The following is a 16117-nucleotide window of genomic DNA, read 5'->3' on the forward strand; positions in this document are numbered from 1 at the left end:
GGGAATAGTAATCCAGATTCCTTGATCAAGCCACGAATCTGGTTCTCAATGTCTCGGCGCATCGACACTAGCCGAGATCTGGCGACAAGGATCGCTCGGATCTTTTGGCTTTCCTCACTTTTGACCTTGACCTCTCGATACCATCCCACTCGCACCAGTTCTGCAAGGCCTCGCGCACCATTCTGACCGCTCTTGTTCATACGGACCGACAAAGCTGCGTGCGCATGCCGAGCGTCGATGCAGACCACCGGAAGCTCAACCCTGCGGAGTTCATGCCATAGCCAACTCGCCATCGCACCCGTCTCGAAGCCGATACGCTCGGCTTGAGGCGCATGTTGCGAAGCAGGTCGGTCAAGGCACCAGGATTAGACTTGGCTTTTCCTTCGAAGATTACTTGGCCAGTCTCGTTGACAACGCATACGGCGGTTTCTCTCTGTGAGACGTCCAGCCCGACGTACTGCTTCATGGGAGCTCCTTCGAATCAGGTGATTGCGAGGGCTCGACGATAATGCGGCTTGCATGCCACGAGCGCCGACCGCAATTACGTCATCGTTTGCAAATTTGCCCCCTCATCGGCGTCCAATTTTGACCCCTTTGCGCGGCGGGGTTTGCTGGTAGCGCTCGTCTCGTCGGAGCTGGCCGGGATAGCGGAGGCGAGACGAGCGCGGGTCGCGTGATCGTCGTCTCGGCTTTTGAACCGCCAGCTATCGTTGCCGGTCTCGACGTGAAAAGCCGTTTTAATTCGGTCTTCAAACCGTGGATCGGCCTAAGGCTTTGCGAGGTGCGGTGGGCGGGCCCAAACCTGGGACCCGCCTGATTAAGAGTTTAGCCACGAGTTAAGAACGTTCAATGATTAGGCAGTCGCCGCCTGAGCATATTCGGCCAAAAATTGGCATCCGTCCCACAGGCATAGAGCGTCCGCTCCGAGGACACTCTTCCGGTTCCCGAGAAGGCGGACGAGCGATAGGCTCGGCCGAAATCAACTGCAATGCCCGCGAGCCTGCCGGTCTCCAGTTGGCGCCAATCGCAGGATCTCGCGGGATCGTGCGTGGCGGTGCCGTCGCACACGCACGACTCCCAATTGGAACCATATCTCCGGTGACCGATTGGATCGCTGTTGAGTAGTGCAGACCAGCTGGCACCAGCCGGCACGAGACCTAGCGCCGGACATCGGTGGGGACGAATCCCATGATGGACCACGCGACCAGAGTTGGTAATCGATTGTTAGCAGCCTTGCCGCCGGCCGATTTCGCTTTGCTTGCGCCTCACCTGCGGAAAGTCGTGCTCGAGCGCGACGCCGTACTGGTCCGATCGGGAGATCGGATCGAGCACCTTCTCTTCCCCTGTGGCGGCGCGATTGCCTTCATCGTGGACTTGCCGAACGGGCAGACTGCCGCCACAGCGGTGATCGGTCGTGAAGGTGCGATCGGTCTAACGTTGGCGCTTGGCACATCCCACTCATCTGTGACGGTAGTCGTCCGCGTACCAGGGCCCGTGCTGCAGATTCCGGCGGCGCAATTTTTGTCAGCTCTGGGGCGCAGCCCCGCCATCGCATCCATGGCGCAGATTTTCACGAGATCGCTGCTGACGCAGGTTCAGCACGTCGCGGCTTGCAATGCACTGCATTCCGTCGAAGCCCGGATGGCCTGCTGGCTGCTTCAAATTCACGACCGGGCGAATAGCAGCAATCCCCTCCCTTTGACACAGGAGACTATGTCGGAGCTACTGGGGGTCCGGCGCACCACGGTCACGCATGTTGTGAGGGCATTGCGCGCGTCACGAGCCTTGAAATCCAACCGCCGCGGTCAGCTCGAGATTGACCGGCCGCGGCTCGAAGCCGTGGCATGCGAGTGCTACAAGGTGATGAGCCGCAGAATCGATCGGATCGTTTCGCGTGGCGCAGCAGGACTTATTCACGCCGCGCCGGCGCGAGACGCCTGCCAGCCGCCCGGCAACCGACTATCCAGGGCAGGCTCGTAGACCCAGGGCTCTCGCGCGAACCACTCGTGTGTAGCCGCGCAGACCCGGCAATAGGTGCGCGAAAGAATACCGCGCTGCAACGAAACCTTTCGCGATCGGTTTCGATACCCGTCGAAATGGCGTCGCCCGTTTCCGGGCATTTGATCATCACCACACCCATCTTGATCTCCTGCAACCTGTTGTGCGGTCAGGGCACGCTGCCCCGCCATCGACTGGACCGAGCGTCCCCTCGTCGCGGAGATGTCCGTCCAGTCGAACCGCGCGGCCGTTAGCCTCGGTTCAGACGGTCTTGTGAAACACCCTATTGAAGCTGGTCTTGATGGGCTCGGTCGTCTCGATCGCAACTTTCTGCGCGAGCTCCCAGAGCTCCCGATTCTGTGCGGAGACGACTTCGAAAGCCTCGCGGCTTCGGGCGGTCGAAAGATGCACGATATCCAGCAGCGACCTGGTCTCAGCGAGCCGGGATAAAAACTCCAGGGTGGCCCTGGTATTGTCTTTGGAAATCTCGATGACCTTGGCACCGTAATCGACGGCCCCTCTGGCGTTCATTGAGCAGGCTTCACGGAGAATGTCGCTGATCTCCTCGGAAGTCGCTTTCATGCTCGCGATATTTTTCTTGGTCTGTGCGGCGCCCTGCTCGGCGAATCCACGGAAGAGTTCCTGGAAATTCAAAAGCGGCAAATCGATCCTTGGTTTTGCACCATTCGTATTCTCATTCACCGGATCGGCCTGCGTTTCGACTTTCACATTGGCATCATTCACGAGCTTTCATCCTTTCAAGCGAAACTAGTTAATGGATTGAAGACCCCCGCTCCCGGCACGTACTGCGCCAGAAAACCAGCGCCCCTGTTCTCGGCGTGACCGGAGGCTGCTGCGGATGAACCGCTCGCCCCCTGCCGAAGCCAAATATGATCGATTAAATTCGAAACATCCGTTCGCTTTCGGACTCTCGCTGAAATAATTTGATGGGTTGCGACAAGGCGGAGCTTTAGATCTGCGACGTTGCAGCGACCGCTCGGTTGCACTCCGAGCTTGCTCGTCGTCTGAGATAGCCGCACTGGCGCCGCTCGCGCTGATGGTTCTCTTCTCGATCCACCCGGTCCCTGAGACTCTCAAGTTCTGCGAGTTGAGAGGCAAGGGCTTCGAGACGCTGGCGAAGAACAGCGGCAGGGTTGTCCACTCGAGCGCAGATTTTCATGTGAGTTCTCCTAGCAATATGTCCGCGAGAATTCCGCCAGCTTTGACTTGGGCAAAAATATGCAATCAAAGGAAAACGCGACTAATTCGGCATGCTGCGTTGCCGATGACGATGCGGCGGCGCGTTAAAAAAGTACTCATGTGCCCCGGCGCGCGGCACGCTCCATTGGGTCTGGCTGCTCAGCTTGCAACAACAGCGGATCGAACCGTTGTTAAGGCTCGGAGCGGGTTGCGCTCGAAAGTCGAGTGGCGGCTCGCTCGCACTCGGGCTTGTGCCTCCGCTCGTCGTCTTCTTCATCTGCACAATCGACCCCTCCATATGCGGCCGGATTTCCGGAGTTCCCTCCCGTCGCGAAAGGTCCTTCGCCACCGGTCGCTCCGCCGGATCCGCCGCCACCGCCGGATGGCCCTCCGGCAGCAGATGCCCCACCACGCCGCCCCCCAGGTCCGCCACCGCCTCCAGATGCCCCGCCTCCAGATGCCCCGCCGCCAGAGGACCCCGACGCTGCAGAGGACGGGCGATCATTGTCGAGGAACGACTGGCCCTTGTCGTCGCCATGCGTTGCTCCGTTCTGTCCGCCTGAACGCGCGATGGCGGTCGAGGTCAGCGAGGTCGACAGCAGCAGCGTCATGACGGGGGGTGTCACGGCCGCGAATCTTCCGCAGGTTTTCAGGAACGCCCGCCGGTCGTCATCTTCATTGCCACTTTGGCTCACGATGCGCTCCCTTGATTTAAATTTGCTTTATTCGTATTATATATTAAATAGACCTTCAACCAAAATTTTGTTTGAAAAATGGAGGTTGCGAAGCGTGCGCCGCCGGCAGATTGCCAGCATTTCCATGCCTCGGGCTTGCTCGCCCCGGCGCCGGGACCCCAATCTGGAGTGTCAAACTAATATTTAATATGCATATATCTGATTAGCTTGATTAAGGGCAGCGCACGACGGATGATTGCCATGCCACTGCAATTTCACCGGCCTATCGAAAACATGGAGATCTGGAGCGCGAGCGGCGATGGCTTCTCGTTTGTGATCAGCCTGGAGAGCCCTACCGGTCCGGGCTTTCACGGACGCTCCGGGTACCTGGCGAGTTGGCGACCACTGTACGAGAACAATGGCGCGATCAAGATCAGCGGGTCGCCCTTCCGAACATTGGCTGAGGCCGAAGGAGCCTGCCGCAACATGGCCGAGCATCTGCGCGCCGCAACCGATGCTCACCGCCCAGCATGATGCGATGTCCAGCTAACGCGTACGTTCCGGAAGGACATTGCTTCGCTTGACGTCCTCGTCGTTTCGAACCGCCGAATCCTGCTGTAGTAGGCCGGAAGAGACGAGTTCACGTGCGGCCGCATGTTTCCCGTTTTGCGAAATTGCAAATGCCGCGAGAACTGTTCGATTGCTGATATCGAGCTTCTGGAAGATGTGGTGAAGATGGACTTTGATCGTACCATCGGTAATGCTCAGGAAACGCCCAATCTCCTTGTTCGACAGCCCCTCCGATACAAGTCTCATGATCTGCCGCTCCCGGTCGGTCAGCTGCGTCGGAGCCTTTTCCTCACCGGTGTGAGACGCCCCTCGGACCTCGCCACCTGTGCACGGCGACCGCGATGCCGGTCCCTGGCGTTCCGCAACCTTCCTCAGGGTCGCGACCAGCATCTCCGGCTCAGCATCCCTCGTGAGGACAAGGCAGGCGCGGCCCGCGGCCAGCGTCTGCAACCTTTGATCGCCGGCCTTTTCAGCGAAGAAAATGACCCGGGTACCTTGGCCAGCGGTGTTTGCGATAGCCAGAATGTCCGGTCGACTGATACTGGGCATTGCAATATCGACCAGTGCAATGTCGGGCACCAGAAGTCGGATGGCCCCAATGCAGCTTGCAATATCGCCGCAGGCGGCCACTATCGCAAAATCGCGCTGCGCCGCAAGGACGCTGCTGATCCCCTGCAAGACGATCGGGTGCCGATCCGCGATGACGACTCTGATGCGGCGCATGCTTCCCCTGCCTTTTCCTGATACCCCGCGCGGCATTTTTTATTCCTGCATTCACCTCAAGACGCGCGGGAAGCACAACCATCCGTTCTGCCAAAACGCCGCACTGTCAATTCGTCACGGCGCGCATCGGCAACGCATGATGGCCACATCACTGTAACTCGCTTTGAGAATGCGTGCAGCACCGTAGGATTGCGGTCCTCCATGGAAAATCCGAAGCAGCCCATTCATCTACAAGACAGCGCCTTCTCAGCTGGCTATGATCTGCAAAACTCTCCCGCAAATCTGGCGCTCCAGTATGTGGCTGCCTTGTCAGGATTGGTTAACCGCCATCAAGCTCATCACCGCCCACTTATTACGAACGATATATAGTCACATTCACGATTCAAATCTAACATTCGACAAACTTGACCGGAGCGAGGCAGCTGAAAAGCCTCGACCCATAACACGAAGAGGAGGCTCAAAAAGTAATACTATTCATCCAACATCAATATGAGGACTGGAGATTTTCCAACCATTAATCAGACGTCTCGAACGATAACGGCTCCGCTTCGGCAGTAGCACCGATAAAAACCTGGTCAGCAAAGTTCGGGCGATATTTTCGCTAACCCGGCGAACTTCAATCTGCGGTCACGGGTCATCGCTGGTAATGAGTAGGTGGTCATATGTATTCTTCGGCTGTTTTGCGGCAAACGCATGAATCTCTGATCGTTCAATTTACCGAATTGCAGAATTTACGTAGTCGCGTGTCGATGGCCGAGCAGCGCTTGCTCGGCCCGATGCGAAGGGTCCGCCGGAGGAGACCGGCTGGGAGGCGACCGGCCGGTCGAAGGCACAGGCCCGGCTGGTAGCGCTAAGAAATACCGCACTGCACACTAGAGTTCTGTGCGCGGGCCGATCAGGCTTGCCCGACGGGGCTTCGACCTGATAAGCCCCCCTCCTATTTCAAATCGGAAGTAGTGGGGACGGCTTCCATGGGAAACGAAGAGTGGGCATCTGCGACCACAGCTGAGCTGTGGGGGCTTTACGATGAAGTGACGACTGTTCTTAGTCGGAGAATGATTGCGGAAAAAGCCAAGCTCGAAGAGCGGCTTCGCAGGATCGAGGGAACTTCCGGGGCCCCCAATGAGGGACGTGCGCGCCGCCCCTACCCGCCAGTGCTGCCGAAGTATCAAAATCCGAAAAATCCATCCGAGACCTGGTCCGGTCGCGGCAAGCAACCCCGATGGCTGAAAGCGCAGCTTCGAGCCGGCAAGAAGCTAAACGATCTGTTGATCAACCGCTCATCGAGCCAAAAGCGCCGCCGCACCGGTTGAGCACGGCGCGGCCCCGACGCCGTACATGCCGCAACGGCGCGGCCGTCCACAGCGACATCTAGCGATCGCGATCCTCTTTATTGTTCGGACTGCCGTCACCGCCGCCGTTGCCGTAGCCATTGTTGCCATGCACAATATGACCACCTGAACTGGCTATCGCGGCTGAAGTAAGAGAGGTGGACAGCAACAGCGTCATGGCAGGAGGGGTGACGGCGGCAAATTTTCCGCAGCTCTTCAAGAACTCACGACGATCTTCGCCGTCGGTATCGAGATGGGTCATGGGATCATCCTGCAACAGCCAGCCCTCAATTAAATGGTACGTCAAACTAGCGGAAGAGCAACTTAAATTTGTTAATGCAGTATTTATTCCTCAGCTTGCCCGTGGATATTTGCCATTAGATCGGTGGAGACCGGAGTTGCGGCGAAAATGGAAACTTGGGCCGGCCGCGGATTGCATTTATTTCGACGTTGAGGGCCGCTGAAGGCGCGCAGGACAGCCAAACGCCTTCGCACCTGTAGGAATATCCCTGTTGACCAGTGAATTTGCACCTACGATCGCGCGGTCGCCGATCGTTACACCCATTTGGATCACGGAATTAGGGCCCACATATACTCCATTGCCGATCCAGGTGGGTGCGTAATCGATCGGGTCCCTGCCGAGCGAAATAGAACGATTTACGGTGTTATGTGTGTAGATCTGGACGCCAGCGGAGATGGAGCACCAGTCCCCTATCTGCAAATCTCCCCCCGAGCCATCCAGGATACATCCTGGTCCAATCCAGGTATTTCGTCCGACATTGACAGATCCCAGCACGAGCACGTTGTCGTACATCGTGGTCCCCTCGCCGAAGCCATATGCTGCGGCGTTTTCGTCGCGTTCGGTGAGAAGGTCTCCGATCGGGACCCTCCGGTCGAACTGCTCCCTCTTGCGAATTGCGAGAGCCCGCAAGAACTCGCGCGCAAATGCGAGCCATTGATCCAGGCAGTCATCGGACATTCTGGGATCGTGCTGTGAATGCATAATTGGCTCATAACAGCAATGACCAACTAGAGGACAACAAAGCCTCCGATACAAGTGTAAAGTGGCGGCAATGGTGCTTGGGGAACGCTCCTTGGCGCAGCCGGCCGGTATCGCCCTCACCCAGTTGAACAGCTCCGCAACCCCGGGACCGGCTTTTCCCTGGCCGGCACGCCCACTCGATTGATGGAGACCGTGCCGTAGCGGCAAATGGATGGCCCTCTTTGTGGGGTTGCCCTGCCTCCCGCGAGCGTTTCGAAGCGACACCCCACGCAGGGGGCGCGCATTCGGAAGATGAAAGGATAGAGGACGCCATGAATTTGGAAACCTGCTTTGATTCTCCTCAACAAAATTGGCTTCGTTCTGCAGAAATTCGCGCTACCTTGTCTTGCCTGGACGGAGCAACGCGCGAAAGGCCCGGTCGCGGCGCGCCAGCGCACGCGACTCGTATCGGTCGAGCTTGGCAAGCTCGGGTAGGGCACGACGGATGGCTTCCGTGCATCGATCCCGCCCTGGCGGCGGCATTGTCTCGGAGGGCAGATTCAGCGGCTTTTCACCGCAGCTGCCGAGCCATACTCTCATCTCACGCATAAAAACGACGTCGGAAACATCCTGCGGCGATCCCGTCGCGTAAGTACGCTCGAGCCAGGCAATGCGCCATAGCTTGACCCGCACCAAGATAAATTCAGCATGCGCGGCGTCAAGCGCATGCTGGAGCAGCATCGGATCGGCGGCTTCGTTGGCGAATTGCCGCGCGAGCTCGTTGATCTCCGCTAGCGCGTCGCAACTGAATACCGCGGCCAGGCCATGCCGGCTGGCGTTTTTTCGCGTCCGCCATCTGCCTGCAGCACTCCGCGGCCCGGTGCTCTTGCGGGCGTTGAGGCGGTTGGCGGCGATTTGCCCTGCGCTCGCCATCTTCTATTCAGCCCTTTCAGAACGGCGGCCCTCCGCTTCGTTTTCGGCAATGATTCGGTTTGAGACTTCCCTCGCTCTCCTCGCGAGCGGCGCTTCACTTTCCGAGAGGAGACGCAACGCTTTGTTGCGTCGCTTCAGCGCCGATGTCAGCAGACTGTCCAACACTTCGAGATCCGGAAAAACCATTCTGATCGCTTCGGCCTCAATGGCGGTCTCGTTAAGGCTAAACGGCTCGAGCCGCTTGGCTACTTCCTGCTTGCCTGCCCTGGTGCCGAACCACCCATCGGCAAGATGCAGAGCGATTAGCTCATCAACATCCGCAACGTGCTGCAGCAGATTCGAAAGCGCGTTGCGGTACTGAGACTGGATCAAAGCTGTTCGAGTGCGCTGGTACCGAACGATCTCCCATGTCGCCTGGATCACGTCCATGACCCAACTTTCTCGGATCGGGTCATCAGGCTTGATGTACTCGATCATAGTGATCGCGAGCGCGTCGAACTCCTCCTGCGATTCACTGGTGAGCACCGGCCGTGCAGAAAGCAGCTGAAGGCAACTAAAGTTTGATCGCGCGGTCATTTTCCCTGCCTCTCGCATAAGAGATTGCATTCGTCCGACCTTGATGTCCGACGAGCTGCTTCCCGGAAAAACACCGCCACTGGGAAAACGCTAATCCGAATCGTGGAAGTTCGCGTCACCACAAGGCTGACAGGCCGGGGGTTAAAACAGGCCTAACGAGGTCTTCGATTCTCGCTGCGCGAGCTATGCAGCGACCCCATGCTTCGGGCTCGAGGCCGAGATGCTTATCCGCACGCGCTAGTTGACAGCGAAGGCCCATTCGAATGTCTGAGCTATGAGCGTGGTCTTTCGCTGGCTCGTTTCCGGAGGCGGGCTCCGGGACCTCCGCCATTCTCGTCGATGAACTCGACACCGGCGGACTCGAGAGCTTGTCGAAGGGCCTGCTCGTTCGCAGCGGTGACCGGGATCTCTCCGTCAATGACCTCTACCCGGCGGATAGTCGCTACGCCGACCTTTGAGGCCTTAGCCAAGTCGAGCGCACTCCACCTCAGTAAGGCACGAGCAGCGCGGAGCTGAGCACTAGAAAGTCCCATGCACGCCCTTGACTTTTTTATATGATATTGTATAAAACATACAACTCCAGGAGTTCATCAGATGGATTTTCCGCCAAAACGAATACCTGATTCAGTGACTCGCCGCTCGTTCATCGGCGGCAGTGATGCGAGAGTCGTCATGGGCAACGACGCAGGCGCACTGCTCCGGCTCTGGCAGGAAAAGCGCGGCGAGGTCGAGCCTATCGACCTGTCGGGCGATCTCATCGTCCAGCTCGGCACCGCGACCGAGCCCCTCAATCGCGCCTGGTACGAGCGCCAAACCGGCCGCGCGATCGAGCACGTTCAGCGGCGGGTATTCCACCCAGTGCACAAGTGGATGGCCGCGACCCTGGATGGGCTGGTGTACCAAACCGGCGCGGTGTTCGAGGCCAAGTTCATGCTGCCCTGGAATTTCTCGGAGGAAGCGGCGGCGGACAAGCACATGGCGCAGCTCCAGCACAACATGTGGGTGGTCGCCGCCCGCGCCGCGGTGCTCTCGATCATCACCGGCGGCGGCAAGTGGCTGGAAATCGAGCTCCATGCCGATCCCCTGTACCAGCATCTGCTGCTCACCGCGGAGAAGAAGTTCTGGCGCTGCGTGCAAAATGGCGAGGCGCCGCAGCTGTTCGGCATCGAGCCGCCCCGGCCGCGGCTGGCGGCGGTGCGGGTGGTCGACATGACCGGCTCGAACGTCTGGGCGGAACTGGCCGCGCTCTATCGCCAAACCCGCGCCGCGGCGCTGGATCACGAGCGGGCGAAAACCGAGCTCAAGGCGCTGGTGCCGGAAGACGCCAAGGAGGCGAGCGGCCACGGCTTGCGCGCTAAGCGCTCCAAAGCCGGCGCGCTCAGCTTCGAGCTGGTCGACCTCCCTTAGGTGGCCCGCCAAGCTCAGCCACGAGTCGCAGCTCGCGCCAAGCTCGAGCTCGCACGTTTCGGAGGTTCTGCCGATGCAGCCGCCCTTTGACTTCGTTCATCTCGATCCGTCGCGTGATCCGCCGGAGCTGTACCAGACCGCCTTCGAGCTGTTCGATGAGCTCTGGGCCAAACTGCGCGCCTTTCAGGCGAGTTGCGCGCAGGACCACGTCATTTTCACCCTGATCGGTCATCTGGAGCTCCAGCTGGTCGTCGCCGGACTCGTGCTGGCAATCCAGCTGGACCTCCTTAATGACTGATCAGCCGAACACGGAGACCGCGATGCAACGCTACAGCGAGACCATCAGCCAGATCGCCGGCGCGCTCGCTCGGGCGCAAGCTGAACTTGAAAACCCTGAGAAGTTACTGACCGCCACCATCGTGTCGCCCTTCCCGCGTGAGGAGAGCCGCACCTTCCGCTATGCCTCGCTGGCCAGCGGGCTTGAGATCGTGCGCAAATGCCTCAGCAAGCACGAGATCGCCACAGTGCAGGCCACGGCGATGGAAACTGAAACCGGATTGATCAAGCTCACGACTACCCTGCTCCACACCTCCGGGGAATGGATCGCCTCGGACTGGCCGGTGTGTGCGGTCGCCGACACCGCCGCGCCGCACCGGATGGGCGCCGCCCTGACCTATGCCCGGCGCTATGCGCTGTTCACGCTGGTCGGCATTGCCGGCGAGGATGATCTGGATGCGCCGGACGCGGTGGCCGACCCGCCGGCTGAGGCGCCGCAACCAGCCGTTGGCGCGAAAGCCAAGCCCGCCAAGGGCGTGCTCAACGGCGCGCCGGTGCTGGTGCCGCCAAAGTCCGTCGAGCTTCGCGAGCAGCTGTTGAGCCAGCTCGCAGCGCTGTCTGGCAGCACTGACTTGCTCGCCTGGGCCAAGGCCAGCCTTCCACTCAAGAACAGCCTACTGGAGGCGGACGCCCGCATGGTCGAGGCCGCCTATCAGAGCAAGCTTGAGGACGGCATCCCACCCGCAGCCAGCAGGGTCGAACAAGCGCACGCCTTAGATCGCGAGCCAAGCCTGGCAGAAAAACCGCTGCCGGCAGCGGTTGCGGGCACCGAGACCGCGCCGCAGCCGGCCCTGCCAGCGCCGCCCGAAACGGGGCTCGCTCATCCCAAAGAGCCTCCCCGCAAGCGCAGCAAGGCCCACCTGCTGTTCGTTCGCAAGCAGCCCTGCCTCGTCTGCCAGCGAGCCCCGTGCGATGCCCACCATCTGAAATTCGCCCAACCTAGGGCGCTCGGCCGCAAGGTCAGTGACGAGTTCACCGTCCCCCTGTGTCGCGCCCATCACCAGGAGCTGCACCGGCATGGCAACGAACGGGCCTGGTGGGCCAATATGCAGATCGCGCCGCTGCCGGTGGCGCAGGACTTGTGGGTGGCGAGCCCAGTCCACAGCCCGTCCAGTGCCGCCGTCCCGAGCGCGGCCGTGCCCTCACGCACCGGGGAGGAGGCCTCACCGCTACGAACGGGGCCTTCCAACGGCGCGCCCGCGCTGCCGGCAGAGTTCAGTCGCCGAACTCTCCTGGGAGATTCAGCGCTACCGCGTACTGCGCCACAAGCTTCTTGAGACTTATAGCCAAAAGGCGATTGAGGCCACGCTCCGCCGCATCGGCATGGTCGTGATCGCCTCGGAGTTCGAAGACAAGGCGGTGTACTACACGCTGCAAAACGCGCTGAGCTGGCGGATCGATCCAATCGCTACGTTCGAGATCAACGCGCGTCTTGCGTCCTATGGATTCGATGCGACGCCATCAACACGGAAGTCTACGCGCAGGCGCGCGAGCTCTTGGTCCTGTTCGACGGCTTACTCAATGCCGCGAAGACAAAAGCGCATGTTGCGGCTCCACGAGATCCGGAAACTCGTAAGCGGGCCCATGCGTCGGGGCGCGTCGCCATGCTGCTCACGGAGCGCTCGAAGTCGGGCACAATTAGCTCCGGCTTGTGGCCATCGAATAGGCCGTCACACGATCAAGACAATCCATCTTGCCGCAACGTACGGCCGATTTTCTGTGTCCACCCGCGCACACATCCACACATCTTGCCTTAGAGTCCACGATGGCAGAGGCGGATTTGTTCTGGACCAAAGATCTTCTCGTTAACGACTAAACGGTGGGGCGAATATCGGACACAGCTCACAGGCATGGCAAAATTACAAAGCCGGCACGACGTGCTCCGTCAAAGCGTACGTAGATAACTGAGGATGGCTCGGCGTTCTGTCGCGCTGACATCACCGGGGAAATCCATTCTCGTTCCAGGACAGAAGATGCTTGGTGCTTTGAGGAACTCGTTAAGGCGCTCTTCGGTCCATGTGCCCCCTACCCGCCGCAAACTTGATGAATAATCCGGATAGCTCGTGACCGACGCGACTTGACGACCAACAATGCCGACTAAATCTGGTCCGATCCGATTGCCACTCATCAAGTTCGGCTGATGGCAGCCGCTACACTTCTCCGCGAAAAGAGTTTCACCCGTGGCACCTTCCTTGGGACGAAGGGAGATCATTTTCTGTTCATCCGTCCATAGCAAGAGACTGCCATCATTGCCCTCGATGAGGTCGCGGATGCGACTCCCGATCGCGATCGGTTCGAGGTATTTGACCTGACCGTCCCGCACACGCGCGCGAAACAGCGACGCCGCCTTGAGTGTGGCGATCAGGAGATCACCTTGCCACTGCGCAAACAATCCGCGCTCCACCCCGATCAAATTAGAAACTGCGATCGAGGGGACCCAAGCGAACACTGGAGCTTCATAGCCCTTCTGCTCCGCATCAGGTTTATTCAGCGGCCACGAAAACGAACCATAGTCTGTTCCATAGGTCGCGAATGGCCAACCATAATTTGCGCCCCGGACCAGCTGATTGAGTTCGTCGCCGCCCTGCGGGCCATGCTCGGTCGACCAAATCGTTCCAGACCGATCGATATAGAGGCCTTCCGCATTTCGGTGACCAATCGTAAAAATTTGAGTGTTTCCATCCGTAATGTTAATGGCCAGTGTTTTGCCGTACGAGGCTGCCGGGTCCTGTGCATAGGCGTGAACCGAGGCAGCCCCGTCGAAGCCAAAATCTCCGACGGTCAACAGCAGCGTTTCCGGATTTAAGAGAGCCATCCGGCCCCCACCAAAATAACCGACAAAAGGAATCCCGCGGCGGCGGTGTTCGCCGCGCGTTGGCAGGCAAGGTGAGGTCTCATATAGAGTTCTCCATCCGGAGACAGATTCGCCGCGAAGTAATGCCGCGCGGTTCGCCTCGAGGACGGAGATGCGTTCGGTCCAACATTCCTGACCAACATGCCAGTAAGCGTGCGAGACGAAAATGCGTGTACTGGCGCCGACCTCCTGAACCAGCAGGTCATACGTTCGGAACCACTCAGGATTAAGAATCTCGTGTCCGGCCTCTCTGCTCTGGGTCTCTTGAGGCACCCAGTCAGAGCGGTCTGCCCATGGACGGCCTGCAGCCGCGGAAAACGCCTCGCCGTTGATCGGTACCAGATACGGCAGCGTGTGGACGGTCATGTGGTCGACCGCTTCCCAGGAGAAAACATGGAGATGGCCGTCTCCGCTCACGAGAAGATAACGATCGCCGATCCGGGCCAGTGCGCCGCCCCGCACCGCAGATTTTGGAAACGCGTTCGAATAAGTGTGAACGTCCAAATTGTAGAACTCAGTCTTGATCAAGGTATTAGTGTGCACCGCTACATCGGGTGTAACCCGCAATGCGAACAACCCCGCGGCCGCCGCTGCCAGCAGGCCGCCAAGCGCCAGAGCTTGGTGCAGCGCCGCATTTCCTACGAAGTACGGGGCGGGGACGAGCACCAGGGCAGACGTGAAAATCCCGAGGGTGACGGCGCGGGAATAATCGGTTCTGGTGAGGACAAACCCCAAGAAGACCACACCAAAAATCGCCATTGTGGACGCGATTGTCCCACCCAATCCCCGCCCCGGCGATGAGGGCCTGATCAAGAGAGTACATGCGGCGCTTAGGACGAAAGACGCCATAAGACAGCCAAGTGGAAGCGACTGGGCAGGAGGAAGCCGCCAAAATGCCATCCCGTAGGTCAGTACTGGAAATAGCAAAAGCAGCACGACACACATGGCATACCACACCACCGGATAGTGCCATTGTCCGCGCCGATGAGGTTTTCCTTTGGATCGCGTTTGATTGAGAAAGTCGAAGTGTGGACCCACATCCTTTCCCGACGGTGGAATCAGCCACACCCTTCGCAATCCCTCAGTCTCCACCTCAGTGGATCGCCGGAACTCCATTTGATTCTCCCTAACGCTTTAACTCGTACAAGCGTGCCGCGCCGCAATCTAAATTCATTAATTTCGAGCTCATGCCCCTAGCCGCCCAACCACGGCCCACAGTCTGTCCCTGCCGGGGCTCTGGACCCGAACCCAGCGATAGGGCGTCCGCCACCACGGCTTGATCTGCGGGGTGAGATTGTCGAGAACCACATCGCCGCTCCTGGTACGCACGAGAAGCACCAAATGGTGCTCTCCGGAGCCGACCACGACTTCGCTCAATAGCAGGACCCGCGCCGGCCAGCCCCGCTGAAGCAGCTCGTGGCGCTTGCTGACTGCGTAATCATTGCAATCGCCGCCAGCGGGGTTGATGATCCAGGTCTCGCCAGCGAGTCCGAGCTCGTTGCGAACCGGCGCTATCGCCGAATTGACCGTGCGATTGATTTCCCTCAGGTCCGCCCATCGCTTCTCAATCAACCGCACCGGCCCGCCGCGGAAGAAGCGCCGCGGGCGACACTCGGTCTCATAGCGCTGGCAAAACACCGTGTAGCTGAAGGGCGGAAGCGTCGGGCGCCCCAGCTCGATATGTGCAAGAGCCGCCTGCGGAGCGGTCGGCATGGTCAACAGCGCCGCTCGCCCGCACGGAGCGCCTCCTATCATGACAGCTATGGCTGCCGCGACGACTGGCCCGGAGGTTCGTTGCATCTGCCGATCCCGCTGCGAACGCCAAGCTGAGGCCCGGATTCACCGCCCAGCGCGGCGGCCCCGGCCGCGGGGACGATTATCTCTCATATTATAATATTTAATCCTATTTCGATTTAATTCGACCTGCAAGAATAAATAAACAATTAAATTGATGCAAAAGTCGCTTGCAGGGAGTCGCCAGCGGCCCTGCCGAGGGAGAGACGGGAAGAATGAATGGAGCGGGAGGTTGATCGGCGCGGGTGTCCCGGTGGAGAGGCCCGTCAAGCGCCGCACGGAACGTGCTTCGCGCATCCAGGGTTCAGGCAACAATTTAGCGCCCCACCATGATTTGTTGATTTAATCATCCACCGAGGTCGTCAAGCTACTCGTCATCCCTGGGGGGCTGAGGCTTCAATACTTGTCTTCGTCGCGGCGATGACCCTGTCAGGCGAATGGACGTCTGGGCGGACGGTCGTTCGAGCGGTCCGTAGCCTTGTCCACGGACAACAGGCATCCGCTGCGGTCGATCGGTCCAAAGCCGCGCGATCTATTGCAGTTGATCAGGAGGTGGGTCGATCTCATCGCGCTCGCCCCACCAAATCTCTTGCGACGACCAGACATTACCAGAACGCCGCGGTCGAGCCTTCAAACCAGACCGCAGGCTCCGTCCTGGCTTGTGACGCGCACTCGTCGGCCAGCCACGTCCGCTGCGGATGCTTCCAGCCGCCCAGCCGTGCCTTCGTTCAGAGGCTAA

15 protein-coding genes and 2 pseudogenes are annotated in these 16117 nt (G+C 59.5%); 6 read left to right on the forward strand and 11 right to left on the reverse strand.

Annotation, left to right across the window (positions count from 1 at the left end; translation table 11 throughout):
* Both ACFQX9_RS27690 and ACFQX9_RS27695 read right to left on the reverse strand, forming a co-directional pair.
* Positions 1–293: transposase (locus tag ACFQX9_RS27690; RefSeq protein ID WP_377791131.1), on the reverse strand; the 293-nt coding region annotated here is incomplete at its 3' end.
* 248 nt (positions 294–541) lie between these two features.
* Positions 542–724: pseudogene (locus tag ACFQX9_RS27695) on the reverse strand (IS21-like element helper ATPase IstB); the annotation flags it as partial.
* Positions 725–1188: 464 nt separating this feature from the next.
* On the opposite strand from ACFQX9_RS27695, the gene ACFQX9_RS27700 reads away from it, so the two are divergent.
* Positions 1189–1980 carry a Crp/Fnr family transcriptional regulator gene (locus tag ACFQX9_RS27700; protein ID WP_085352704.1) on the forward strand — a complete coding sequence of 264 codons (792 nt, stop codon included), beginning with the start codon at positions 1189–1191 and terminating at the stop codon, positions 1978–1980.
* A gap of 279 nt (positions 1981–2259) precedes the next feature.
* On the opposite strand, the gene ACFQX9_RS27705 is transcribed toward ACFQX9_RS27700, so the two are convergent.
* Positions 2260–2742 carry a phasin family protein gene (locus ACFQX9_RS27705; protein WP_085352703.1) on the reverse strand — a complete coding sequence of 161 codons (483 nt, stop codon included), beginning with the start codon at positions 2740–2742 and terminating at the stop codon, positions 2260–2262.
* An 830-nt stretch (positions 2743–3572) separates the two neighbouring features.
* Positions 3573–3896 (reverse strand): annotated as a pseudogene (locus ACFQX9_RS27710) (hypothetical protein); the annotation flags it as partial.
* A 237-nt stretch (positions 3897–4133) separates the two neighbouring features.
* Between ACFQX9_RS27710 and ACFQX9_RS27715 the strand changes: the two are divergent.
* Entirely contained in the window at positions 4134–4406 is a 273-nt protein-coding gene (locus ACFQX9_RS27715) for a hypothetical protein (protein ID WP_166517484.1), read from the forward strand.
* A gap of 12 nt (positions 4407–4418) precedes the next feature.
* Here the strand turns inward: ACFQX9_RS27715 and ACFQX9_RS27720 are convergent, their stop codons facing one another.
* Positions 4419–5165, reverse strand: a complete 747-nt coding sequence (locus ACFQX9_RS27720; protein ID WP_085348338.1) for a response regulator transcription factor — start codon at positions 5163–5165, stop codon at positions 4419–4421.
* Between the two features lie 971 nt (positions 5166–6136).
* Between ACFQX9_RS27720 and ACFQX9_RS27725 the strand changes: the two genes are divergently transcribed.
* The gene (locus tag ACFQX9_RS27725; RefSeq protein WP_085348339.1) at positions 6137–6478 is read left to right on the forward strand and encodes an H-NS family nucleoid-associated regulatory protein; all 342 of its coding nucleotides are present in this window, start codon (positions 6137–6139) and stop codon (positions 6476–6478) included.
* A gap of 58 nt (positions 6479–6536) precedes the next feature.
* Here ACFQX9_RS27725 and ACFQX9_RS27730 read toward each other — a convergent pair whose 3' ends face one another.
* From ACFQX9_RS27730 to ACFQX9_RS27745, 4 genes are all read right to left on the reverse strand, one after another.
* Positions 6537–6758 (reverse strand): hypothetical protein, encoded by a 222-nt coding sequence (locus ACFQX9_RS27730; protein ID WP_007592800.1) that lies wholly within the window; start codon positions 6756–6758, stop codon positions 6537–6539.
* Between the two features lie 177 nt (positions 6759–6935).
* The gene (locus ACFQX9_RS27735; RefSeq protein ID WP_377791133.1) at positions 6936–7475 is read right to left on the reverse strand and encodes an acyltransferase; all 540 of its coding nucleotides are present in this window, start codon (positions 7473–7475) and stop codon (positions 6936–6938) included.
* A gap of 399 nt (positions 7476–7874) precedes the next feature.
* Positions 7875–8411, reverse strand: a complete 537-nt coding sequence (locus tag ACFQX9_RS27740; RefSeq protein WP_247398396.1) for a hypothetical protein — start codon at positions 8409–8411, stop codon at positions 7875–7877.
* A gap of 3 nt (positions 8412–8414) precedes the next feature.
* Positions 8415–8987 (reverse strand): hypothetical protein, encoded by a 573-nt coding sequence (locus tag ACFQX9_RS27745; protein WP_377791134.1) that lies wholly within the window; start codon positions 8985–8987, stop codon positions 8415–8417.
* Positions 8988–9581: 594 nt separating this feature from the next.
* Here ACFQX9_RS27745 and ACFQX9_RS27750 point away from each other — a divergent pair.
* From ACFQX9_RS27750 to ACFQX9_RS27760, 3 genes are all read left to right on the forward strand, one after another.
* Positions 9582–10394, forward strand: a complete 813-nt coding sequence (locus tag ACFQX9_RS27750; protein WP_377791135.1) for a YqaJ viral recombinase family protein — start codon at positions 9582–9584, stop codon at positions 10392–10394.
* Between the two features lie 73 nt (positions 10395–10467).
* A complete protein-coding gene (locus tag ACFQX9_RS27755; RefSeq protein ID WP_377791136.1) occupies positions 10468–10692 on the forward strand; it encodes a hypothetical protein in 225 nt (74 codons plus the stop codon).
* Positions 10693–10714: 22 nt separating this feature from the next.
* The gene (locus ACFQX9_RS27760) at positions 10715–12007 is read left to right on the forward strand and encodes an ERF family protein (protein WP_377791137.1); all 1293 of its coding nucleotides are present in this window, start codon (positions 10715–10717) and stop codon (positions 12005–12007) included.
* Between the two features lie 608 nt (positions 12008–12615).
* On the opposite strand, the gene ACFQX9_RS27765 is transcribed toward ACFQX9_RS27760, so the two are convergent.
* On the reverse strand, positions 12616–14343 hold the full coding sequence (locus ACFQX9_RS27765) for a PQQ-dependent sugar dehydrogenase (protein ID WP_377791138.1): 1728 nt from the start codon (positions 14341–14343) through the stop codon (positions 12616–12618).
* 426 nt (positions 14344–14769) lie between these two features.
* Positions 14770–15384: a transglutaminase-like cysteine peptidase gene (locus ACFQX9_RS27770; RefSeq protein WP_377791139.1), complete on the reverse strand. Its 615-nt coding sequence runs from the start codon at positions 15382–15384 to the stop codon at positions 14770–14772.
* Positions 15385–16117: the final 733 nt, after the last annotated feature.

Origin of the sequence: Bradyrhizobium sp. GCM10028915 (assembly GCF_042666195.1) — a bacterium.
Lineage (GTDB): Bacteria > Pseudomonadota > Alphaproteobacteria > Rhizobiales > Xanthobacteraceae > Bradyrhizobium > Bradyrhizobium canariense_D.